Here is a 21669-nt window from a genome sequence, read left to right on the forward strand (position 1 = left end):
CGCGGAAGCAGGCTTCAACTTCGCACAGATCTTCAACGAGAACCGCTTCATCGGCGCCGACCGCGTGGCCGACGCCAACCAGATGACGGCGGCGCTTACCTCGCGCTACATCGAGGAGAACGGCGCCGAGCGCCTGCGCCTGGCGATCGGCCAGCGCTACTACTTCCGCGACCAGCGCGTAGTGCTCGACCCGACCCGCCCGCGCCTCGAACGCCGCTCCGACCTGCTGCTCGGCGCCTCCGGCCGCATCGCCGATGACTGGAGCTTCGACGGCGCAGTACAATACGACGCCAGCGCGAACCGCACCTTCAGTTCGAACTACGGCGTGCAGTGGCGTCCGGCCGACAAGAAAGTGATCAACGCCGAGTACCGCTACCTGCGCGACACCTTCAAGAACGTCGACCTGTCGTCGCAATGGCCGCTGTCGCTGCGCTGGTACGGCGTGGGCCGCGTCAGCTACTCGATGAAAGACCACAAGATCCTCGAGAGCCTGGTCGGTCTCGAATACAAGGCCGACTGCTGGGTGTTCCGCATGGGTGCGCAGCGCTTCGTGACGACCTTGCGCAATACTTCGACGCCGATCTTCTTCCAGCTCGAGTTGAACGGCTTGTCCAAGCTCGGTTTCGGCAGTCCGCTGGAATCGTTCTACAAGAGTATTCCAGGCTACACGAGGCTCAACCCTGGTGCCGGCCGCTAAGCGGAATAGTCGATTTTTTCATTCACCTGAACATGAGTGCTTCCCAGATTATGCGTAAAGTCAGTATGCACCAACTCAAGATCGCAGCTGTCCTGCTGTGCGCCCTGTCAGCCGGCCAGGCAGCAGCCCAGGCGCCCGCGGCCCCGGCCGTCAAGCCAGGCACCGGCTTCCTGCCGCCGGCTTCCAGCTCGGCCAACGTGATCGACTCGATCGCGGTGGTGGTCAACGACGAGGTGATCACGAAGAATGAGGTGGACAAGCAGGTGGCGCAGGTCGTGGCCCGCATGAAGGCGGCCAACGCGCAAATGCCGGACCAGGCCGACCTGCAGCGCCAAGTGGTCGAGTCGATGATCGTCGAACGCGCGCAGATCCAGCTGGCCAAGGAAATGGGCGTGCGCATCGACGACTCCCAGCTTGACCGCGCCATCGGCGGCATCGCGTCCGAACAGAAGATGACCGTGCAGGAACTGCGCAACGCGCTGGAAAAGGAAGGCATGACCTTCGCCGCCTTCCGCGAACAGATCCGCAACGAGATGCTGATGCAGCGCCTGCGCCAGCACGAGGTGGACAGCAAGATCCAGGTATCCGACGCCGAGATCGACACTTTCCTGGCGGCGCGCAAGGCCGCAGCCGCGGAGCGCGTCGAAATGAACCTGTCGCAGATCCTGGTGCGCATCCCGGAAAACGCGTCGCCTGAACAAATCGCCGCGCGCCGTGCGCGTGCCGAGGAAATCCTGCGCCAGCTGCGCGGCGGCGCCGACTTCGCCAAGACCGCGGCGACTTACTCCGACGCTCCCGACGCGCTCAAGGGCGGCGAAATCGGCTGGCGCGATTCCCAGAGCCTGCCTGCTGTGTTCTCCAAGGTGCTGGGCGAGATGAAGGCGGGCGACGTCACCCCTGCCATCAAGTCGGCTACCGGTTTCCACATCCTGAAGCTGGTCGACAAGCGCACGCCGACCGCCGAAACGGAAAAGTCGATCGTGCAGCAGACCCGCGCGCGCCACATCCTGCTCAAGGTCACCCCGACCATGACCGCGGCCGATGCCAAGCGCAAGCTGCTGGAACTGAAGGAACGCCTCGACAACAAGGCTGCCAAGTTCGACGAACTGGCGCGCCTGTTCTCCAACGACACCTCGGCCAACAAGGGCGGCGACCTCGGTTGGCTGTACCCTGGCGACGCCCTGCCTGAATTCGAAAACGCGATGAACCTGCTCAAGCCGGGCGAGGTCAGCGACGTGGTCGAAACCGAGTACGGCTTCCACCTGATCGAAGTCCTCGAACGCAAGACCGATGACCAGTCGAAGGAAAAAGAGCGCAATGCGGCGCGCCAGGTGATCCGCGAGCAGAAGCTGGCCGAAGCCGTCGAAGGCTGGCAACGCGAAGTGCGCGACCGCGCCTACGTCGAGTTCCGCGACGAGAAGTAAGCATGGACGAGTTCCCGCATGAGCGCCAGGTGAACGAGGCTCGGCGCCAGGCGGGCGCCGTGAGGCCCACGCTGGCCGTCACCACCGGCGAGCCGGCGGGCATCGGTCCCGAGATATCGATTCGCGCCGCATGGGCCATGCGGCGCGAAGCCAACTGCGTGCTGCTCGGCGACGCAGCTTTCCTGGCGCTGACCGCCAGCCTGATCGACCCCTCCATCAAACTGGCGGCATTGTCCGTGCAGGCGCTGCGCAACGGCGGCCTGCCGCACTTCGGCCCTGAGCGCATCGCCGTCATCGACGTGCCGCTGGCGGCCCATGTCATCCCCGGCACGCTGAACGCCGAGAACGGCCGCGCGGTGCTGGCGACGCTGGACCTGGCGGTCGAAGGCGTCAAGACCGGATGGTTCGACGCCATCGTTACCGCGCCGCTGCAGAAGTCGACCATCAACGACGCCGGCGTGGCATTCTCCGGCCACACCGAATACCTGGCCGAGAAAACCGCGACCCCGAAAGTGGTGATGATGCTGGCCGGCGTGCCGGGCGAAGGCCAGCCGCCACTGCGCGTGGCGCTCGCTACCACCCACCTGCCGCTGAAGGACGTATCCGCTGCCGTCACGCGCGAAGGCCTGGCGCAGGTACTGGACATCATCGACCGCGACCTGAAAACCAAGTTCGGCATCGCCGCGCCGCGCATCCTGGTGACGGGGCTGAACCCGCACGCGGGCGAGAATGGCTACCTCGGGCGCGAGGAAATCGACACCATAGCTCCCGCAATCGAAGCGGCGCAGGCGCGCGGCATCGGCTGCAGCGGCCCGTATCCGGCCGATACGCTGTTCCAGCCGCGCTACCTGAAGGACGCCGACTGCGTGCTGGCGATGTACCACGACCAGGGCCTGCCGGTGCTGAAGTACGCTACCTTCGGGCGCGGCGTCAACATCACGCTCGGCCTGCCCTTGACCCGCACCTCGGTCGACCACGGCACCGCGCTCGACCTTGCCGGGCAAGGCCTAGGCCTGGCCGACTGCGGCAGCATGGAAGCAGCCATCAGCAGCGCGCTGCACATGGTCCGCGCGCAACGCGCGGCCATTCACTGAATCACAAGAAGAACACCATGAAACACATTGCACGCAAGCGCTTCGGCCAGAACTTCCTGACCGACAAATTCGTCCTGGACAGCATCACCGAAGCGATCAACCCGCTGCCTGGCGAGGCGATGGTCGAAATCGGGCCGGGGCTTGCCGCGATGACCGCGCTGCTGGTCAAGCGGCTCGACCACATGCACGTGGTGGAGCTGGACCGTGACCTCGTGACGCGGCTGGAAAAGCAGTTCCCGCGCGAGAAGCTGACCATTCACTCGGGCGACGCGCTGAAGTTCGATTTTTCGACGATCCCGGTCCCGGAAGGGAAGAAGCTGCGCATCGTCGGCAACCTGCCGTACAACATTTCGAGCCCGCTGCTGTTCCACCTGGCGGAGTTCGCGCACCTGGTCGAGGACCAGCATTTCATGCTGCAGAAGGAAGTGGTCGAGCGCATGGTGGCCGAGCCGGGCAGCAAGGTATATGGGCGCCTTTCGGTGATGCTGCAGTGGCGCTACGACATGTCGCTGCTGTTCGTGGTGCCTCCAAGCGCGTTCGATCCGCCGCCGAAGGTGGACTCGGCGATCGTGCGCATGATCCCGACGCGGCGCAAGCTGGAATGCGACGGGGCGACCCTGGAAGCGGTGGTCACCAAGGCGTTCTCGCAGCGTCGCAAGGTGATCCGCAACTGCGTGGCGGGGATGTTCACCGAGGCGCAGTTGGTGGAGGCGGGCATCGATCCGCAGACGCGGCCTGAGACGGTGAGCCTCGAACAATACGTCGCTCTCGCAAACCTCCTCAAACCGTAAAACCGTCGTGCCCGCCATTGGCGGACCCGACGGTTTTGTGGGCGCGTGTTAGTGCTTAACTACCGATGCGGCCACCGTCATTCTTGGTGATGACAATCGTCGCCGACCGCGGCCGCTTGCCCGCACCATACCCCGCATTCGCCGGCCACTGGCTGGTGTACTTGGTCGGATCTGCCAAGTTGGCCTGCGCCGTGGTCTCGCCCGGATGCTGGATGTTGACGAACATCGCCTTGCCGTCTGGCGTTTCCGCGATCCCCGTGATCTCCGAGCCCACAGGACCCACCAGGAAGCGCTTCAGCGTGTCCGGCGCGGCCTTCTTGCCGACATAGGTATCGACCGCCAGCGTGCCGCCGGCCGCCGTTGCGTGGTTCAGTGTGACCTTGCCGCCGTCGCCCACCTGTCCCGGCACCGCCGCCAGCATCATGCAGTTGGTGACGTCGGTGTAGGCGCCGTCGTCGGTCTGGATCCAGCAGATGCCGGTGTACGGGCTGAAGGCCAGGCCGTCCGGGCTGGAGAAGTCCTGGTCCGCCGTCAGGCTCGACAGGTTCACCTTGCTGCTGTCGGCGGTCGATTCCGCGCCGAACAGGTAGACGTCCCATGTGAACGACGTCGCGGCCGATCCGCCCGTACCTTCCTTCATGCGCAGGATGTGCCCGTTAGGGTTGCCCTTCTGCGAGCTGGTGCCCTTCATGTCGGTGTAAGCGCGCGGGTTGGCGCTGTCGGGCGCCAGCTGCGACGAGCCGCTCGGATCGACGCTGCGGTTCGAGTTGTTGGTCAGCGAGAAGTAGATCTCGCCGTTCTTCGGATTGACCGAGCACCATTCCGGACGGTCCATCTTGGTCGCGCCCACCGCATCCGCGGCCAGGCGCGCATTGACCATGATGTCGCCCAGGTCGGCAAACTTGTACGCGCCGTAGCCCGCCACCAGCGGGTTGGACAGCGACAGTTCGATCCACTGGCCGCTGCCATCGGCGTTCAGCTTCGCCACATACAGCTTGCCGCTGTCGAGGTACTTGTCGCCGGTGGCGATGCGATCCGCCGGGGTGGCGTCGGTCGCCGACCACGTTGCGGTGGAGACGAACTTGTAGATGTATTCGTTGCGCGAGTCGTCGCCCATGTACACCGCCAGCGGCTGGCCGGCTGTCGGCAGCGAGAAGGCCGCGCTTTCGTGCGCGAAGCGGCCGAGGGCGGTGCGTTTCTTCACCGCCTTCGCTTTGTCGTACGGGTCGATCTCGACGATGTAGCCCATGCCGTTCATCTCGTTGCGGTAGTCGTCGCTGCCGTCGGTCGAGGCGCCAAGCTTGCTGATGTTCCAGCGCGCGTACTTGTCGTCGGCGCCGCCGGTTTCCCAGCCGTGGCGTGACGTGGCGCCCTGGTTGCGGCCATAGCGCTTGAGCGATACCACGTCCTTGCCGTTGCCGCGCGCGGCATCGTCGGCGCTGCCGCGGGTGAAGTAGCCGCCCCAGTTTTCCTCGCCGGTCAGGAAGGTTCCCCACGGCGTCTTGCCGGTGCCGCAGTTGTTCAGGGTGCCGCGCGTCTTCAGGCCGGTCGGCGAATACTTCGTGACCAGCAGCGCATTGCCGCGCGCGGGGCCGGACAGCTCGATGTCCGACAGCGCGGTCAGGCGGCGGTTGAACGACGACTCCTTCAGGTACTGCCACGCGCTGCCGTTCTTGCGCACTTCGATCACGCCGATTCCGTGCAGCGCGACTTCCTTGTCCACTTCCGCGCCGGGGCGCGGCAGGGTGGTGGTGCCGCCGGTTGGGTGCAGGAAGAAGGACGACCGCTGCTCGTCGGTGGTGGCTTCGTGGTTGATCGCCAGCAGGCCGCGCTCGGCGCTGGAGGCGGACGGCGTGCCGGCGGCCGACAGGCCGAAGAACTCCATGCCGTCGTGGTGGTCGCCGGCGCGCTGTTCGAAGTCGCCGTCGGTGCCGTCGTTCTTGAAGGCCGGCGTGGACGCGGTCATCGGGTCGCCCAGCGCGAACAGCACCGAGGCGGTGTAGCCGGCCGGGACGACGACGGTGTCGGCGAGGCTCTTGGACACCGCGCTGAAGGCGAGCAGGCGTTCCGGCTGCGGGGTCGGGCCGACCGGCAGCGAAACGTCAGGGCCGTCGTTGTCGCCGCCGCAGGCGGCGAGGCCGGTGGCGCCGAGCACGGCGGTAGCGGCGGTGGCAAAGCCGCCGCGCAGCAGGCTGCGCCGGCTCAGGCGCGCGGACAGGACGGTGTTGAAGTGTTCGTTGGACGAGGTGTTGCTGTCTTCATCGTCGTGACCGATCGACGAGTGCGCTGGGCCGTTTGGCTTGTTCATGCGAATCCTTGGCGTTGTTGGTTAATCAAGCCAGTCGATTCTAGGGAGGTCTTGTTACCGCGCGATGACGGTCCGGTGACAACTGGATGACAGCGCCGCAGCGCAGCAAAAAAAAAGCCCGCGGTTTAGGCGGGCTTAAATCCAATTCTTTTCTGAGGAGAGTTGGAGGAGACAGGTGCAATTATGCTGCAGTACGGCATATAAAGATAATTTATCTTTCAAATACCTGCCATTCACAAATCACATATCTCAACTTCCGATCGAAGTCTGGCAGGTGACGTTGATGTTTTCCACTTTCGCGTCGCCCATCTGGCCTACGCCGTTGACCAGGGTGCAGGTCTGGCCGGTCGGCTGCGTCAGGATGGTGACGCCGTAGCTGTCGCCATATTTCACTGGATTCAGAATGAAGCTGTACGCCGTCGCGTTCGCGGCCACGGTGACAGTGCCGCCGTCGGTGCCGTTGGTCAGCACCAGGCCTTCGGCGGTCAGGCCGGTGACCGTGCCGCCGATGGTGAAGGTGTTCAGCGAGCAAAGAATTTGCCCGTTAATGGCGGCGGTCTGGCCGGCGGTGCCGCTCGAATAGAGCTTGGTCGAGGTGCAGGTTTGGTGCGCCGGCTGGGTCTTGACTGTCACGTCGTAGGTTTCACCGTACTCGATCGCGTTGGGGAAGGCGAAGCTGGTGGCGTTGGCCGCTACGGCGAGGTCGGCGCCGCCGTTGCTCAGTACCAGGCCTGGGTGGATAAGGCCGGCCACCGTGCCGGCGACGGTGAATTTAGCCGCGCCGCCGCCGCAGGCGGACAAGCCCAGGGCCAGCGCAAGCGCCATCGCCGGGCGCAGGAAAGATGACTTCATTGAATTCTCCAAATCTATATTAGTAGCCGTAACGCGCTGGCGCATCAGATGCAGGTAACCACGACGTCGTTCTTGGCGGCACTGCCCATCTTGCCGGTGCCATTGGCGACGCTGCAGGTGCGGCCCGCAGGCTGCTGGAACACGGTGATGCCGTAAGGCGAGCCGTCCGGGATGCAGCCGGAATCGCAGCTGCCGTCAGCCTTGTATTTGGTGGTGAAGGTGAAGCTGGTCGCGCCCGCAGGCACGGACACACGCTGGCTGCCGTTGATCAGTACCAGGCCGGCCGAGTCGAGGCCGCTGACGGTGCCGCCGAGATCGTAGCTGTTGGTGGTGCAGTGGATCTCGACCGACAGGATGCTGAAGCCGCCCGACTTGCCCTTGCCGTTGACCACATTGCACTTGGCGGCGGTCGGCTGGGTGGTGATGATGACTTCGAAATCGGTGTCGCTGCTGATCAGCTCAGGGAAGGCGAAGGTGCTGCTGCCCGCCGGGATCGCCAGCGTAGGACCATTTTTGTTCTGCACTGCCAGGCCGTCCTTGGTCAGGCCAAACACGTTGCCGCCAAGTACCAGGTTGTCATTGCCGCCACCGCAGGCCGCCAGGCCGATTGCGCACGCCAATGCCAGGCCGGAACGCAGGTACAAACTTTTCATAATTTCTCCAAAAACGAACAGGGTACGGGGGCGGCATCGCGCCGGCGCCGATGGGTAGAGCTTGATAGCCCGCCATTTTAGTGCATTTGCCATGCGGAAGGCTTATTAGCCTTTGTATCACGGTGTAACTGCCGCTCCCGGGCGTAGCCGTTTGATTTTCGCGGCAGGGATCGCTATGCTGGGCAAATGAACCCATCCACCCGCCGCGCCTGGCCCAAGGCCATCCTGTTCGACCTGGACGACACCCTGTGGCCGATCACGCCCGTCATCGTGCAGGCGGAGCAGACCCTGCATGCCTGGCTGCAAGAGCATGCGCCCCGCGTGGCGCAGCGTTTTTCGATCGAGAACCTGCGCCAGGCCCGGCTGGCGCTGCTGGCGCGCCAGCCCGAGCTGCATGTCGACCTCGGCTCCTTGCGCCGCGCCGGCCTGAATGCGGCGTTCGAGGAAGCAGGCGAGGACCTGGACAAGGTCGAGCAGGCGATGGTGCATTTTTTTGCGGCGCGCAATAAGGTCACGCCGTATGACGACGTGGTGCCCGGCCTGCTGCGGCTGAAGCAGGACGTTGTCATCGGCACCATTACGAACGGCAATGCTGACCTGCAGGCGATCGGCATGTCGCACCACTTCAAGGTATCGGTGGCCGCCCACCAGCTCGGCCTGGCCAAGCCGGACGCGGCGATCTTCCACGAGGCATGCCGCCAGCTCGGCGTGGCGCCGGAGGATGCCGTCTATGTCGGCGACGACGTGTTGCTCGACGTGCAGGGCGCCCAAAAGGCAGGCTTGCGCGCGGTCTGGCTCAACCGCAGCGGCAGCCAGGCCCACCTGGAGCACGACGTGGTGCCGGATGCCATCTGCGCCAGCTTCGACGAACTGATAGCCTGGCTCAGGCGTGAACACGGCGAGCACGTGCGGGAATAGCTGATGCTTTACTGCACACCCGGGCGCCGACGGTGCATAATAGGTGTGTCACCCGCCGTCCAAGCCTGAACTGCCATGCAACTCGATACCCGTGCCCAAACCCTGCTTAAAGCTTTAGTCGAGCGCTACATCGCCGACGGCCAGCCGGTCGGATCGCGCGCGCTGTCGAAAATCTCCGGCCTCGACCTGTCGCCGGCGACCATCCGCAACATCATGGCCGACCTGGAGGAGATGGGCTACGTCGCCAGCCCGCACACCTCGGCCGGTCGCATCCCGACCCCGCGCGGCTACCGCATCTTCGTCGACACGCTGCTGACGGTGCAGCAGATCGACGAGCAGTCTGTGGAGTCGCGCATCCGGCTGCCGTCGCAAGGCCCGCAGAAGATCATCTCCAACGCGGCGCAGATGCTGTCGTCGCTGTCGCAGTTCGCCGGCGTGGTCATGAGCCCGCGCCGCGAATCGGCGTTCCAGCAGATCGAATTCCTGCGCCTGTCCGAAAAGCGCATCCTGCTGGTGATCGTCGACCCGCGCGGCGACGTCCAGAATCGCCTGCTGCTGACCGACGTCGATTACTCGCCGTCGCAGCTGACGCAGTCGGCCAACTTCATCAACCAGAACTACGCCGGGCTGTCGTTCGACCAGGTGCGCATGCGCCTGACGGGCGAACTGAAGGCGTTGCAGGAAGACATGGGCCGCCTGATGCAGGCGGCGGTGGAGGCGGGCAGCGAGGCGATGACCGAGTCCGAGGACATGGTGATCTCCGGCGAACGCAACCTGCTGGGGGTGTCCGACCTGTCGTCCAACATGAATTCGCTGCGCCAGATGTTCGACATGTTCGAGCAGAAGACCGGGCTGATGCAGCTGCTCGACGTGTCGAGCAAGGCCACCGGCGTGCAGATCTTCATCGGCGGCGAATCGAAGCTGGTGCCGATGGACGAGATGAGCGTGGTCACCGCACCCTACGAAGTCAACGGCACGATAGTCGGCACCCTTGGAGTGATCGGCCCGACCCGCATGGCCTACGAACGCGTGATCCCGATTGTCGACATTACCGCCAAGCTGCTGTCGAACGCGCTCAGCCACCCGTAATTTTTTTGCATTTGTTCGGCGGCGGCGGGAACGCCGGTGGCGCGGCCTTCATCTAATGGGGCACAACCACCACAAAGCAGAGAGCCAGCCCATGCCGACCCTGAACCCGATTGCAACGCCCGGCGACGCGTCATCCGACGCCGACCTCGCGCGCAGCATTGCCGCCGGCGACCAGCATGCCTTCGTGCTGCTGATGCGGCGCCATAACCAGTTGCTGTTCCGCACCGCCCGCAGCATCCTGCGCGACGACACCGAAGCCGAGGACGCGGTGCAGGAAGCCTATCTCCAGGCTTTTCGTTCGATTTCCCAGTTCCGCGGCGACGCCCGCCTTTCCACCTGGCTGACCCGCATCGTGGTCAATGAATCGATCGCGCGCGCCCGCAAGCGCAGCCGCAGCGCGCAAGTCATGCAGCTGCACGCAGAAACAGGCACGGATATCGAAGCAAGCGAGGAATACATGAATGCAGGCGTCACCGAGTCCGCCGAATCCGGCGCCATGCGCGCGCAGGCGCGCCAGATGCTGGAAAAGTCGATCGACGCTCTGCCGGAGTCCTTCCGTTCGGTGTTCGTGCTGCGCGCGGTCGAGGAAATGAGCAGCGAGGAGGTGGCGCGCTGCCTCGACATTCCCGAGGCGACGGTACGCACGCGCTTCTTCCGCGCGCGCTCGCAGCTGCGAGCGGCGCTGCTCAACGAAATCGACCTCGCTTTCGAAGAGGTGTTTTCCTTCGACGGAGCGCGCTGCGACCGCATCGTTGCGGCGGTGCTGGCGCGCCTGCCACAGGCGCCAGTCAGCACCTAAACAATCCTCACAATAACAGCGGGAAGGGAGCGGCCAGGCCGCGCCGGCCCTTTCACGCCTGTACCAACCACAAGGAACTCAATGAACACACGCGAAAAGCACGCCTTCCTGCCGGATATCCAGTCCCAGCCCGATAGACGCCAGATCCCCATCGAAGCGGTGGGCGTCAAGGGGCTGAGGTATCCGGTCACGGTGCGGTCGAGCGGCGAAAACCAGCCGACCGTGGCGGAATTCCGCATGACGGTCGGCCTGGGGGGCACGCTGAAGGGCACCCACATGTCGCGCTTCATCGAGCTGCTCGAGGCAAGCGCCCAGTCGGTCGACCAGGACCGCTTCAAGGCGATGGTGATCGGCATGCTGGAGCGGCTCGGCGCCGCCAGCGGGGAGATCGAAATGCGCTTCCCCTACTTCATCCGCAAGCGTGCGCCCGTCTCCGGTGTGGAAAGCCTGGTCGACTGCGACGTGACCTGGCGCTGCAACGTGGCGACCGACGGCGCCTGCACCTTCTGCATGAAGCTCACGGCGGCCGGCACCAGCCTTTGCCCTTGCTCGAAGGAGATATCGGCCTACGGCGCGCATAACCAGCGCTCGCATATCACCATCGACGCCGAACTGGCGCGGACGGTGGACATCGCCGAGCTGCTGGCGATTGCCGAAGCCAGCGCATCGTGCGAGGTGTACGGCCTGCTCAAGCGCGGCGACGAAAAATACGTGACCGAACGCGCCTACGACAATCCGAAGTTTGTCGAAGACGCGGTGCGCGACGCCGCGCTGGCCCTGCGGTCGGACCCGAGGGTGCGCGCGTTTGTCGTCGAGGTGGAGAACTTCGAATCGATCCACAACCATTCCGCGTTCGCGCGCATCGACAGCGCGGACCTTTCAACACAACAGTAACCAAGGAGGCTGCCATGCATGCCATGCACTTGCGCGCACCGGCCCTGATCGGGGCCGCCCTTATCCTGACCGCCTGCGGCGGCGACGATGCCGAACCCTTGCCACCCGATCCAGGTCCGGCGCTGGTCGAAGAGGGACGGCAGGTATTCCGCTTCGACACCTTCGGCGACGAGGCGCAATGGACCGATACCTTGCGCATGCACGAAGTGATCGCGTCGGCGGTGGACCCGGTGACGGCGCTGTCGGTTGGGCTGAAGGTCGATGCGGAGGCCTTGCCCGCCGCGGTGGTGCAGGGCATCAAGGACGGCAGCGTCGACCTCAAAAGCCCGGCTACCACGGTCGCGCTGCTGAAGCTCAATGCGGTGGTGGGCGTGGTGGGCAAGGTGGAAACCGTCAATGGCAAGGACCAGCTGACGCGCGTCGGCGTCACCTGCGCCTTGTGCCATTCCACGGTGGACAACTCTTTCGCACAAGGTATCGGCAAGCGGCTCGATGGCTGGGCCAACCGCGACCTCAATCCGGGCGCCATCATCGCGCTGTCGCCGGCCTTGAGCCCGGCGCAGAAAGCCGTCTACAACTCCTGGGGCAAGGGCAGGTACGACCCGCGCTTCAACCAGGATGGCAAGAACGGCCCGGTGGTGATCCCGCCCATCTATGGGCTGAAGAACATCCACCGCATCACGTTCACGGGCGACGGCGACGACGTGTCGTACTGGAACCGCTACGTGGCGGTGACGCAGATGGGCGGGCTGGGAAGCTTTTCCGACCCGCGCATCGGCGTGAATGTCACGCATGGCAATGTCGACCTGGTGAGTTCGAAGCTGCCGGCGCTGCGCGCCTACCAGCTGTCGCTTGCGGCGCCGGCAGCGCCGGCCATGAGTTTCGACGCCGGTGCGGCGGCGCGCGGCAAGGTGCTGTTTGGCGGCAAGGCGCAATGCATCACCTGCCACAGCGGCCCGGAATTCACCGACGCCAACGAGCGCCTGCATCCGGTTGGCGAGCTTGTCGGCGAGCCGGAAGCGCCGGGCGTGCCGAGCTATGCGTCGCGCACTGCCACCGGGCAGTACCGCACGGCGCCGCTGAAGGGCGTGTGGCAGCATGCGCCGTATTTCCATAACGGCAGCGCTGCTACGCTGGGGGATGTGGTTGAAGCCTACAACACGCGCAAATCGCTGGGCTTGAGCGAGGCGGAAGTGGCGGAGCTGGCCGAGTACCTCAAGTCGCTGTGACCCGGCCGGCGCCCTGGCCCGCTACGCGGGTCAGGGCTTGTGCGGGCAAGCCACCTTGGTGCAATTGCCGTAGATCGCCAGCGAGTGCTCGGCGATCTTGAAGCCGCGCTCGCTGGCCACCTTGTGCTGGCGCGCTTCGATTTCCTCGTCATAAAACTCTTCCACGCGGCCGCAGTCGAGGCAGACCAGGTGGTCGTGGTGCGAGCCGGCGTTCAGCTCGAAAATCGCCTTGCCGGTCTCGAAATGGTTGCGGTTGAGCAGGCCGGCCTGCTCGAACTGCGTCAATACGCGGTAAACGGTCGCCAGGCCCACATCCATATTGTCGGACAGCAGGATTTTGTAGACATCTTCGGCCGTCAGGTGCCTGACCTCGCTGTTCTGGAAGATTTCGAGGATTTTCAGGCGTGGCAGGGTGGCTTTCAGGCCGCTTGCCTTCAGGTCGGTTGGGTTGGAACTCATGTTTGTTACTCGTAGATTGGCTTAGTGCTTTATCATATAGCGTTTTAGACGGGGGTGCCTAGCTTCCGTTTCACGTACTGAGGTCACTTATGCGCGTCAATCATGCAGTTTCCTACCGTTCTTACGTTCGAGCCCCGCTCGTGGCGGCGCTCGCCTGCGCCAGCCTGACGCTGTCCGGCTGCGCGGCCTGGCGCACCCCTGCGCCGAACGCAGCCCCGGTTGCCGGCGCCGATGGCGCCGCCGTGGCGAACGCCGGTGCGCAGACGACCAAGGCGACCAATCTGCAGAAATTCCTGTGGGTGTTCTCGCCTTACCGTCCGGACATCCAGCAAGGCAACTTCGTCTCGCAGGAAATGCTGGCCCAGCTGAAAGTCGGCCAGACTCGTGACCAGGTGCTGTTTATCCTCGGCACCCCGCTGCTGACCGACATCTTCCACAACGACCGCTGGGATTACCCGTTCTACCTGGCGCGCGGCGATGGCGAGCTGACCAGCAGCCGCGTCTCCGTCTTCTTCAAGGACAACAAGGTCGAGAAGTTTGATGGCGGCAACCTGCCGACCGAGCGCGACTACATCGCCCGCATCGCCGGCCCGGCCAAGGCGAAACCGGATGCCGAGGTGAAGAAAAAGGAAGAGGCTGGTTCGGCCAGCATCCAGATCAACAAGTAAGAATGGCTAGCGGGTCGGATCGATGAGCGAATTGAAAATTGCAGTAGCAGGCGCCAGCGGGCGCATGGGCCGGATGCTGGTGGACGCGATTGCCGCAGCCCCGGATACGGTATTGGCGGGCGCGCTGGACGTGGCCGGCTCGCCGAGCATCGGCACCGATGCCGGCGCCTTTTCCGGCCAACTGGCCGGCGTGGCGATCCAGTCCGACCTGTCCAAAGGGCTGGCCGACGCCGGATACCTGATCGACTTCACCCGTCCCGAAGGCACGCTGAAGCACCTGGAATACTGTGCCGCCCACGGCATCAAGGTCATCATCGGCACCACCGGTTTCGACGACGCCGGCAAGGCGGCGATCCGCGCCGCGGCCGAGAAGACCGCGATTGTGTTCGCACCCAACATGAGCGTTGGCGTCAACGTGACTCTCAAGCTGCTGGAGATGGCGGCCAAGAGCCTGTCCGAAGGCTACGACATCGAGATCATCGAAGCGCACCACCGCCACAAGGTGGACGCGCCGTCCGGCACCGCGCTGAAGATGGGCGAAGTGATTGCCGACGCGCTGGGCCGCGACCTGAAGGAGTGCGCAGTGTACGGGCGCGAAGGCGTGACCGGCGAACGCGATCCCTCGACTATCGGTTTTGCCACCATCCGTGGCGGTGACATCGTGGGCGACCATACCGTGCTGTTCGCCGGCACAGGCGAGCGCATCGAGATCAGCCACAAGTCGAGCAGCCGCGTGACCTACGCGCACGGCGCGCTGCGTGCGGCGCGCTTCCTGGCCGACAAGGCGACCGGCCTGTACGACATGCAGGACGTGCTGGCGCTGCCGCGCTAAGCGCGCGGCTGTCCGACAATGGCGCCGCCGGCCGAGAATCCTTTCAGCATCGCGCGCTACTGGGAACAGGGCGACGCCATCGGCCATGCGGTGGCCTGGCTGCTGCTGGCGATGTCGCTGGTCAGCTGGTTCTTCATCCTGTCCAAGGCATACAGCACCTGGCGCGTGCGCAGCGCGGCGGGCGCCGTCGACGCCTTCTGGGCCGCGCCGACGCTGGACGACGGCATTGCGCTGCTGTCCCACGCCGACCGCGAAGGCGTGTATGCGCCGCTGCCCACGCACGGGCGCGCGCAGCTTGCCGCCGCATCGACGCTGGCCGGCGAAATGAGCCGCGACGAACAAGTCATCCGCATCCTGCGCCAGCAGATCACCCGTTCCACCCACCGCGTCGAAGGCGGGTTGACCTTGCTGGCGTCGATCGGCGCCACCGCGCCTTTCGTCGGCCTGCTTGGCACCGTGTGGGGCATTTATCATGCGCTGGCCAATGTCTCCACCAGCGGCGCGGTGCAGATCGACAAAGTGGCCGGGCCGGTGGGCGAAGCGCTGATCATGACCGGCTTCGGGCTGGTGGTCGCGATTCCCGCGGTACTGGCCTACAACGCCTTCAACCGCTTCAACCGCGTGACGCTGGCCGAACTTGACGGCTTCGCACACGACCTGCACTCCTACTTTACCGGCAAGTAAGGGCGCGCCTTGGCATTCGGTTCCTTCAATCCGCAACGGCAGCCGTCGATGATGAGCGACATTAACGTCACGCCGATGGTGGACGTGATGCTGGTGCTGCTGGTGATCTTCATCCTCGCCGCACCGATGTTTACGCACGCGGTCAAGCTCGACCTGCCGCGCGCGGAGTCGGCGCCGAGCCAGCCGCAGCTCGACACCGTCAGCATCGCCATCGATGCGGCGGGTGGCGTGTTCTGGAATGGCGATGCGGTCGATGAAGAGGCGCTGGCGGAGCGGATGGGCGGTGCTGCGAAGCTCGACCCGCAGCCGGAGCTGCAGCTAAGGGCGGACAAGAGCACGCGCTACGAAGTGGTCGCACAAGTGATGTCGGCGGCGCAGTCGCGCGGACTGACCAAACTCGGTTTTGTGACCGATCCAGCAAGGGAGAAATAGAATGGCCAGCGTTGAATTGAATGGTGCCGCGATCGACAGCGAAGAGAGCTTCCACGCCGAATGCCGGCGCGCGCTCGGGTTCCCGGAGTCGTACTCGAACACGATGGACGCATGGGTCGACTGCATGAGCTACCTGCGCGACGAGGACGGGATGACCAAATTCCGGCTCGGCGCGAACGAGAAGCTGGAGATCGTGGTGAAGGATTCGGCCGCGATGCGCGAGAAGGCGCCCGATCTGCTGGAGGAGCTGGCCTTCTGCGTCGGCGGCATAAACGAGCGGTATGAGGATTACGGCGAGAAGCCGGCGCTGGCGCTGGTGTTGCGCTGAAAACGGCGGATGCGTCCTACGGACTTATCCGCCCTACAGCGTCATCGAGCCTTCGTAGGGCGGATAAGCCGAAGGCGGTGTAGCAGGGGTTTCGAATCGCATGCGATTCGCCTGCGGAACGGCAACCGCTTGCAAGCGGTTGCTCCTTAGCGAAGCATCCGCGTGCGCGCATCGCGTTGGCGTCCTTCTACCGCACCGCCTTCAAATCAAAATGCGGGTTGTAAATCAATCCCAGCACATTCCCGAACGGATCCAGCAGCTCCGCCACCTTGATCGAGTCGCCCACATCCTGGATATCCTCGTGCACTTTGGCACCGAGCCCGACGATCCGCTTGACCTCCGCCTCGATATCATCCACGCCCCAATACACGGTTGAACCCTGCGTCCCCGGCTCGCCGTCCGGAACCAGCCCCAGCTCAAATCCACCGATCTCGAAGCCAACGTAAAACGGCTGGTCGAAGTAGGGCGCCTTGCCAAAGACCTGGGTGAACCAAGCCTTGGCCTTTTCAAGGTCAGCTACGGGGTATTTCGTGGTACGCATGCCGTGGATCATGTACGTCTCCTGTCTGGAAAACGCTATGGTAATCCACCCATCATCGGCGACTCAATAACCTCACAATTATTGCGATGTTCAAAGCAATTACGGCGCCCGTGATCCAGCGCAGATATTTAATGTCGATGCGAGGAGAGTTGTTTGTTGCTTCGACTTCAACATAAGGTGCGTCGATCCACTCCGCGCCGCGTCGGGCAGCCACGGCTTGAGAAAGTACGTCTTCGAGGAGATTCGCGTACGCGGCTGCGTGCTCTTCCGGAACCCCTGCGCGTTCCAGCCGTTGTGCATAATCCTGGGGGGCGAAGTGTGTAGTCATACTCTTTAGACCACCGCCCCTTCAAGTGGTTCAGCCCATTTTCGCTGCACCGCCGCAACAAATCCCGAACCAGTATAATGTCCGGTTCATATCCACTTTTAGCCGGGCCACGCTTGGCCGCACCCATCATGCAAGATAAATATAGTCCAGCCGACGTCGAAAAAACCGCGCAAGCCCACTGGGAGGCGATTGACGCCTACAAGGCGGTTGAAAACGACCCGCGCTTCCCAAAGGGCAAGTACTACGCTTGCTCGATGCTGCCTTACCCATCCGGTAAGCTGCACATGGGCCACGTGCGCAACTATACGATCAATGACGTGATGTACCGCTACCTGCGCATGAACGGCTACAACGTGCTGATGCCGATGGGCTGGGACGCGTTCGGCATGCCCGCGGAGAACGCGGCGATGGCCAACAACGTGCCGCCGGCGCAGTGGACCTACGCGAACATCGCCCACATGAAGGACCAGATGTCGTCGATGGGCCTGGCGATCGACTGGTCGCGCGAAATGACGGCCTGCAAACCCGAATACTACAAGTGGAACCAGTGGATGTTCCTGAAGATGCTCGAGAAGGGCATCATCTATCAGAAGACCGGCACCGTGAACTGGGACCCGGTCGACCAGACCGTGCTGGCCAACGAGCAGGTGGTCGACGGGCGCGGCTGGCGCTCCGGCGCGCTGATCGAAAAGCGCGAGATCCCGATGTACTACGTGCGCATCACCGACTACGCTGACGAACTGCTCGACTATGTCGACAACAAGCTGCCAGGCTGGCCTGAGCGCGTGCGCGTCATGCAGGCCAACTGGATCGGCAAGTCCACCGGCGTGCGCTTCGCCTTCACCCACGACGTCCGCGACGATGCTGGCCAGCTGATCAACGACGGCAAGATGTACGTGTTCACCACCCGCGCCGACACCATCATGGGCGTGACCTTCGCCGCAGTGGCGCCGGAACACGCGCTGGCGCAGCACGCCGCAAAGAACAACAATCCTGAACTGGCGGCCTTCATTGCCGAATGCAAGCTCGGCTCCGTGATCGAAGCCGACATGGCGACGATGGAGAAGAAGGGCATGCCGACCGGCCTGTTCGTCACCCATCCGCTCACCGGCGAGCAGGTCGAAGTCTGGGTCGGCAACTACGTGCTGATCACCTACGGCGACGGCGCCGTGATGGGCGTGCCGTCCCACGACGAACGCGACTTTGCCTTTGCCAAAAAATACGACCTACCGATCAAGCAGGTGGTGGCGCTTGAAGGCAAGGAATACTCCCTCGACGCCTGGCAGGAATGGTACGGCGACAAGGAACACGGTAAGCTGGTCAACTCCGGCAAGTACGACGGCCTGGATTACACCGGCGCCGTCAACGCGGTGGCCGCCGACCTCGAAACGAAGGGCCTGGGCGAGAAGAAGACCACCTTCCGCCTGCGCGACTGGGGCATCTCGCGCCAGCGCTACTGGGGCACCCCGATCCCGATGATCCACTGCGCCGGCTGCGGCGTGGTGCCGGTCCCGGAAAAGGACCTGCCGGTGGTGCTGCCGGAAGACTGCGTACCTGACGGTACCGGCAACCCGCTGAACAAGCACGAAGCCTTCCTCAAGTGCGATTGCCCGAAATGCGGCAAGCCGGCACGCCGCGAGACCGACACGATGGACACCTTCGTCGATTCGTCGTGGTACTACATGCGCTATACCTCGCCGGGCTCGAACGATGCGATGGTCGATGCACGCAACGACTACTGGATGCCGATGGACCAGTACATCGGCGGTATCGAGCACGCCGTCATGCACCTGCTGTACGCGCGCTTCTGGACGAAGGTGATGCGCGACTTCGGCCTGGTCAAGTTCGACGAGCCCTTCGTCAACCTGCTCACCCAGGGCATGGTGCTGAACGAGACCTACTACCGCGAAGACGCAGCCGGCAAGAAGACCTGGTTCAACCCGGCCGAGATCGACCTGACCCTGGACGACAAGGGCCGCCCGCAAGGCGCCAAGCTCAAGGCCGACGGCCAGGACGTGCAGATCGGCGGCACCGAGAAGATGTCGAAGTCGAAGAACAACGGCATCGACCCGGCCGCGCAGATCGAGCAGTACGGTGCCGACACCGCGCGCCTGTTCACCATGTTCGCATCGCCGCCGGAGCAGACCCTCGAATGGTCGGACAGCGGCGTCGAAGGCGCCAGCCGCTTCCTGCGCCGCGTATGGGCGTTCGCCCATGCGCAGTCGGGCCGCGTCGCCAACGGCATCGCCAATCCATCGGTTGAAGGCGCTACCGAAGCGCACAAGACCCTGCGCCGCGAACTGCACAAGATCCTGCAGCAGGCCGACTACGACCTGAAGCGCATCCAGTACAACACCGTGGTTTCCGCCTGCATGAAGATGCTCAACACGCTGGAATCGAGCAAGCTGGAAGACGGACGGTCCGTCGCCACGGCCGCCACCGATGCGGTAATCGCCGAAGGCCTGTCGATCTTCCTGCGCGTGCTGAACCCGGTGGCACCGCACATCACCCACGCGCTGTGGCAGGAGCTGGGCTTCGCCAAGGTGAACGGCGACATCCTCGACGCGCAGTGGCCGCAGGTCGATCCTGCGGCGCTGGAGCAGGCCGAGATCGAGATGATGATCCAGGTGAACGGCAAGCTGCGTGGCTCGGTCAAGGTGCCGAAGGCGGCCGACAAGGCCGCCGTCGAAGCGCTGGCGCTGGCCTCCGAAACCGCGCAGAAGTTCGTCGAGACGCCGCCGAAGAAGGTGATCGTCGTGCCGGGCAAGTTGATCAACATCGTGGTGTAAGCGATGAAAGCCCTACGCCAGGCGCTTCCGCGCGCCGCCGCCCTGATCGTGCTGGCAGCCGCTCTCACCGCGTGCGGCTTCCAGCTGCGCGGCACGGGCGGCCAGTTCAACATGCCGTTCCAGAGCATCTACCTGGCCTTCCCGGAGACCTCGCCGCTCGGCACTGAGCTCAAGCGCAACCTGCGCGGCGGCGACACCGAGGTGGTGGCGCAGCCGGAAAAGGCGCAGGCCCGTTTCGACGTGCTGTCCGAATCGCGCGGCAAGTCGATCCTGTCGCTGAACAGCCAGGGCCGGGTGCGCGAATACCTGCTGACGTACACGCTGGTGTTCCGCGTGCGCGACGCCAGCGGCGCCGAGCTGCTGGGCCCCACCGAGATCAACCTGAAGCGCCCGATCACCTTCAACGAAACCCAGGTGCTGGCGAAGGAATCGGAAGAAGCGCTGCTATACCGCGACATGCAGACCGACCTGGTGCAGCAGATCCTGCGCCGGCTGGCTGCCATCAAGCCTGCCAAGACTGCATGAGAAAAATCGATGCAACTGCGGCCTGACGCACTCGAAGGACACCTGGCAAAGTCGCTGGCGCCGCTGTACGTGATCAGCAGCGACGAGCACCTGCTGGCGCTGGAAGCGGCCGACAAGATCCGCCGCGCGGCGCGCGCCGGCGGCTACTCCGAGCGCGACGTGCTGACCGTGGAACGCACCTTCAAATGGGGCGAGCTGCTGGCCGCGAACAACGCGATGTCGCTGTTCGGCGACAAGAAGCTGATCGAACTGCGCATCCCGACCGGCAAGCCGGGCAAGGACGGCGGCGCGGCGCTGCAAAGCTACGCCAAGGACCTCAACCCCGACAACCTGACCCTGATCACGTTGCCCAAGCTGGACTGGCAAACCGCCAAGGCGGCCTGGGTGGCCAGCCTGCAGCAGGCGGCGGTGTACATCGAGATTCCGACCGTGGAGCGCGCGCAGCTGCCGGGCTGGATCGGCACCCGGCTGGCGGCGCAGGGGCAGAGCGCAGACCGCCAGGGGCTGGACTTCATCGCCGACCGGGTCGAGGGCAATTTGCTGGCGGCGCACCAGGAGATCCAGAAACTGGGGCTGCTGCACGAACCGGGCAAGCTGGCCTTCGAGCAGATTCACGACGCGGTGCTGAACGTGGCGCGCTACGACGTGTTCAAGCTGAGCGAGGCGATGCTGTCTGGCGACGCGGCGCGGCTGGTGCGGATGCTGGAGGGGCTGAAGGGCGAGGGCGAGGCGCTGCCGCTGGTTTTGTGGGCCGTCGCCGAAGAAATCCGCACGCTGTTAAAATTAAAATCCGGGATGGCGCAGGGCCGGCCGCTCGGTGTGCTGCTCAAGGAATACCGCATCTGGGGTCCGAAGGAGCGCATGATGGAACCGGCGCTGCGGCGCATCAGCCTTCCGACCCTGGAAGCGGCGATGCGCGAAGCGGCGCAGGTCGACAAGATGATCAAGGGATTGCGGTCGAAGGCATTTGCCGGCGATGCGTGGGATGCGATGCTGCAGCTGGCTTTGAAGGTGGCCAGGGGATAAGTTGGCATGGCGGATGCGCTTCGCTTATCCGCCCTACGCCCTACGCAAACCGTTGGCCCGTAGGGCGGATAAGCGCGAAGCGGTGAAGCGCGGGTTTCGAATCGCATGCGATTCGCGCGCGGAACGGTATCCGCTTGAAAGCGGATACTCCTAAAAGCAACGCGCATCCGCGTGATCCGCCAACACCGCCTGCATTCCGCCTCTGATTCGCCCGCCGCCCCGAACACAAAACGATACGCACATATATGAACATCACCGAATACATGCACCAGGTAGGCCAGCAAGCCCGCACCGCCTCGCGCGCGATGG

Annotated in this window: 23 protein-coding genes; 17 read left to right on the forward strand and 6 right to left on the reverse strand. The window is 64.3% G+C overall.

Annotated features, from left to right (window positions below; genetic code table 11):
- The 4 genes from D3872_RS05720 to rsmA all read left to right on the forward strand — a co-directional run.
- The coding region (locus D3872_RS05720) for an LPS-assembly protein LptD (RefSeq protein ID WP_147373811.1) at window positions 1-697 on the forward strand (697 nt) is incomplete at its 5' end.
- Window positions 698-762: 65 nt separating this feature from the next.
- Window positions 763-2121, forward strand: a complete 1359-nt coding sequence (locus D3872_RS05725; RefSeq protein ID WP_229459183.1) for a peptidylprolyl isomerase — start codon at window positions 763-765, stop codon at window positions 2119-2121.
- Between the two features lie 2 nt (window positions 2122-2123).
- Complete coding sequence (gene pdxA / locus D3872_RS05730) at window positions 2124-3215, forward strand: 4-hydroxythreonine-4-phosphate dehydrogenase PdxA (protein WP_119809879.1); 1092 nt, start codon at window positions 2124-2126, stop codon at window positions 3213-3215.
- Between the two features lie 17 nt (window positions 3216-3232).
- Window positions 3233-4006, forward strand: a complete 774-nt coding sequence (rsmA, locus tag D3872_RS05735) for a 16S rRNA (adenine(1518)-N(6)/adenine(1519)-N(6))-dimethyltransferase RsmA (RefSeq protein WP_119809880.1) — start codon at window positions 3233-3235, stop codon at window positions 4004-4006.
- A 55-nt stretch (window positions 4007-4061) separates the two neighbouring features.
- Here rsmA and D3872_RS05740 read toward each other — a convergent pair whose 3' ends face one another.
- The 3 genes from D3872_RS05740 to D3872_RS05750 form a co-directional block, all read right to left on the reverse strand.
- Window positions 4062-6314, reverse strand: coding sequence for a PhoX family protein (locus D3872_RS05740; protein WP_119809881.1), 2253 nt, complete (start codon window positions 6312-6314; stop codon window positions 4062-4064).
- Window positions 6315-6563: 249 nt separating this feature from the next.
- The gene (locus D3872_RS05745; RefSeq protein WP_119809882.1) at window positions 6564-7166 is read right to left on the reverse strand and encodes a hypothetical protein; all 603 of its coding nucleotides are present in this window, start codon (window positions 7164-7166) and stop codon (window positions 6564-6566) included.
- Window positions 7167-7210: 44 nt separating this feature from the next.
- A complete protein-coding gene (locus tag D3872_RS05750; RefSeq protein WP_119809883.1) occupies window positions 7211-7819 on the reverse strand; it encodes a hypothetical protein in 609 nt (202 codons plus the stop codon).
- Window positions 7820-8005: 186 nt separating this feature from the next.
- On the opposite strand from D3872_RS05750, the gene D3872_RS05755 reads away from it, so the two are divergent.
- From D3872_RS05755 to D3872_RS05775, 5 genes are all read left to right on the forward strand, one after another.
- Window positions 8006-8737: an HAD family hydrolase gene (locus D3872_RS05755; protein WP_119809884.1), complete on the forward strand. Its 732-nt coding sequence runs from the start codon at window positions 8006-8008 to the stop codon at window positions 8735-8737.
- A 75-nt stretch (window positions 8738-8812) separates the two neighbouring features.
- A complete protein-coding gene (gene hrcA, locus D3872_RS05760) occupies window positions 8813-9826 on the forward strand; it encodes a heat-inducible transcriptional repressor HrcA (protein ID WP_119809885.1) in 1014 nt (337 codons plus the stop codon).
- A 91-nt stretch (window positions 9827-9917) separates the two neighbouring features.
- On the forward strand, window positions 9918-10625 hold the full coding sequence (locus tag D3872_RS05765) for an RNA polymerase sigma factor (protein WP_229459184.1): 708 nt from the start codon (window positions 9918-9920) through the stop codon (window positions 10623-10625).
- A gap of 81 nt (window positions 10626-10706) precedes the next feature.
- On the forward strand, window positions 10707-11519 hold the full coding sequence (gene folE2, locus D3872_RS05770) for a GTP cyclohydrolase FolE2 (protein WP_119809887.1): 813 nt from the start codon (window positions 10707-10709) through the stop codon (window positions 11517-11519).
- A 14-nt stretch (window positions 11520-11533) separates the two neighbouring features.
- On the forward strand, window positions 11534-12748 hold the full coding sequence (locus tag D3872_RS05775) for a c-type cytochrome (RefSeq protein ID WP_119809888.1): 1215 nt from the start codon (window positions 11534-11536) through the stop codon (window positions 12746-12748).
- Between the two features lie 30 nt (window positions 12749-12778).
- Here the strand turns inward: D3872_RS05775 and fur are convergent, their stop codons facing one another.
- Window positions 12779-13207 (reverse strand): ferric iron uptake transcriptional regulator, encoded by a 429-nt coding sequence (fur, locus tag D3872_RS05780; RefSeq protein WP_119809889.1) that lies wholly within the window; start codon window positions 13205-13207, stop codon window positions 12779-12781.
- 140 nt (window positions 13208-13347) lie between these two features.
- On the opposite strand from fur, the gene D3872_RS05785 reads away from it, so the two are divergent.
- The 5 genes from D3872_RS05785 to D3872_RS05805 are packed head-to-tail and all read left to right on the forward strand — an operon-like array spanning window position 13348 to window position 16151.
- Window positions 13348-13875 (forward strand): outer membrane protein assembly factor BamE, encoded by a 528-nt coding sequence (locus tag D3872_RS05785; RefSeq protein WP_370660949.1) that lies wholly within the window; start codon window positions 13348-13350, stop codon window positions 13873-13875.
- A gap of 22 nt (window positions 13876-13897) precedes the next feature.
- The gene (gene dapB, locus D3872_RS05790; RefSeq protein ID WP_119809891.1) at window positions 13898-14707 is read left to right on the forward strand and encodes a 4-hydroxy-tetrahydrodipicolinate reductase; all 810 of its coding nucleotides are present in this window, start codon (window positions 13898-13900) and stop codon (window positions 14705-14707) included.
- 18 nt (window positions 14708-14725) lie between these two features.
- Complete coding sequence (locus tag D3872_RS05795; protein ID WP_119809892.1) at window positions 14726-15391, forward strand: MotA/TolQ/ExbB proton channel family protein; 666 nt, start codon at window positions 14726-14728, stop codon at window positions 15389-15391.
- A 9-nt stretch (window positions 15392-15400) separates the two neighbouring features.
- The gene (locus tag D3872_RS05800) at window positions 15401-15823 is read left to right on the forward strand and encodes an ExbD/TolR family protein (RefSeq protein ID WP_119809893.1); all 423 of its coding nucleotides are present in this window, start codon (window positions 15401-15403) and stop codon (window positions 15821-15823) included.
- 1 nt (window position 15824) lies between these two features.
- On the forward strand, window positions 15825-16151 hold the full coding sequence (locus D3872_RS05805; protein ID WP_119809894.1) for a barstar family protein: 327 nt from the start codon (window positions 15825-15827) through the stop codon (window positions 16149-16151).
- A gap of 187 nt (window positions 16152-16338) precedes the next feature.
- On the opposite strand, the gene D3872_RS05810 is transcribed toward D3872_RS05805, so the two are convergent.
- Both D3872_RS05810 and D3872_RS05815 read right to left on the reverse strand, forming a co-directional pair.
- A complete protein-coding gene (locus D3872_RS05810; RefSeq protein ID WP_119809895.1) occupies window positions 16339-16704 on the reverse strand; it encodes a VOC family protein in 366 nt (121 codons plus the stop codon).
- Window positions 16705-16744: 40 nt separating this feature from the next.
- Window positions 16745-17020, reverse strand: coding sequence for a hypothetical protein (locus D3872_RS05815; protein WP_119809896.1), 276 nt, complete (start codon window positions 17018-17020; stop codon window positions 16745-16747).
- Between the two features lie 128 nt (window positions 17021-17148).
- On the opposite strand from D3872_RS05815, the gene leuS reads away from it, so the two are divergent.
- From leuS to holA, 3 genes are read left to right on the forward strand one after another with little or no spacing between them, the layout of a single operon-like run.
- A complete protein-coding gene (gene leuS, locus D3872_RS05820) occupies window positions 17149-19809 on the forward strand; it encodes a leucine--tRNA ligase (protein ID WP_119809897.1) in 2661 nt (886 codons plus the stop codon).
- A 3-nt stretch (window positions 19810-19812) separates the two neighbouring features.
- Entirely contained in the window at window positions 19813-20334 is a 522-nt protein-coding gene (locus D3872_RS05825) for an LPS-assembly lipoprotein LptE (RefSeq protein ID WP_119809898.1), read from the forward strand.
- Window positions 20335-20343: 9 nt separating this feature from the next.
- Window positions 20344-21360, forward strand: a complete 1017-nt coding sequence (holA, locus tag D3872_RS05830; RefSeq protein ID WP_119809899.1) for a DNA polymerase III subunit delta — start codon at window positions 20344-20346, stop codon at window positions 21358-21360.
- Window positions 21361-21669: the final 309 nt, after the last annotated feature.

The sequence above is a fragment of the Massilia cavernae genome, assembly GCF_003590855.1.
GTDB lineage: Bacteria > Pseudomonadota > Gammaproteobacteria > Burkholderiales > Burkholderiaceae_D > Telluria_A > Telluria_A cavernae.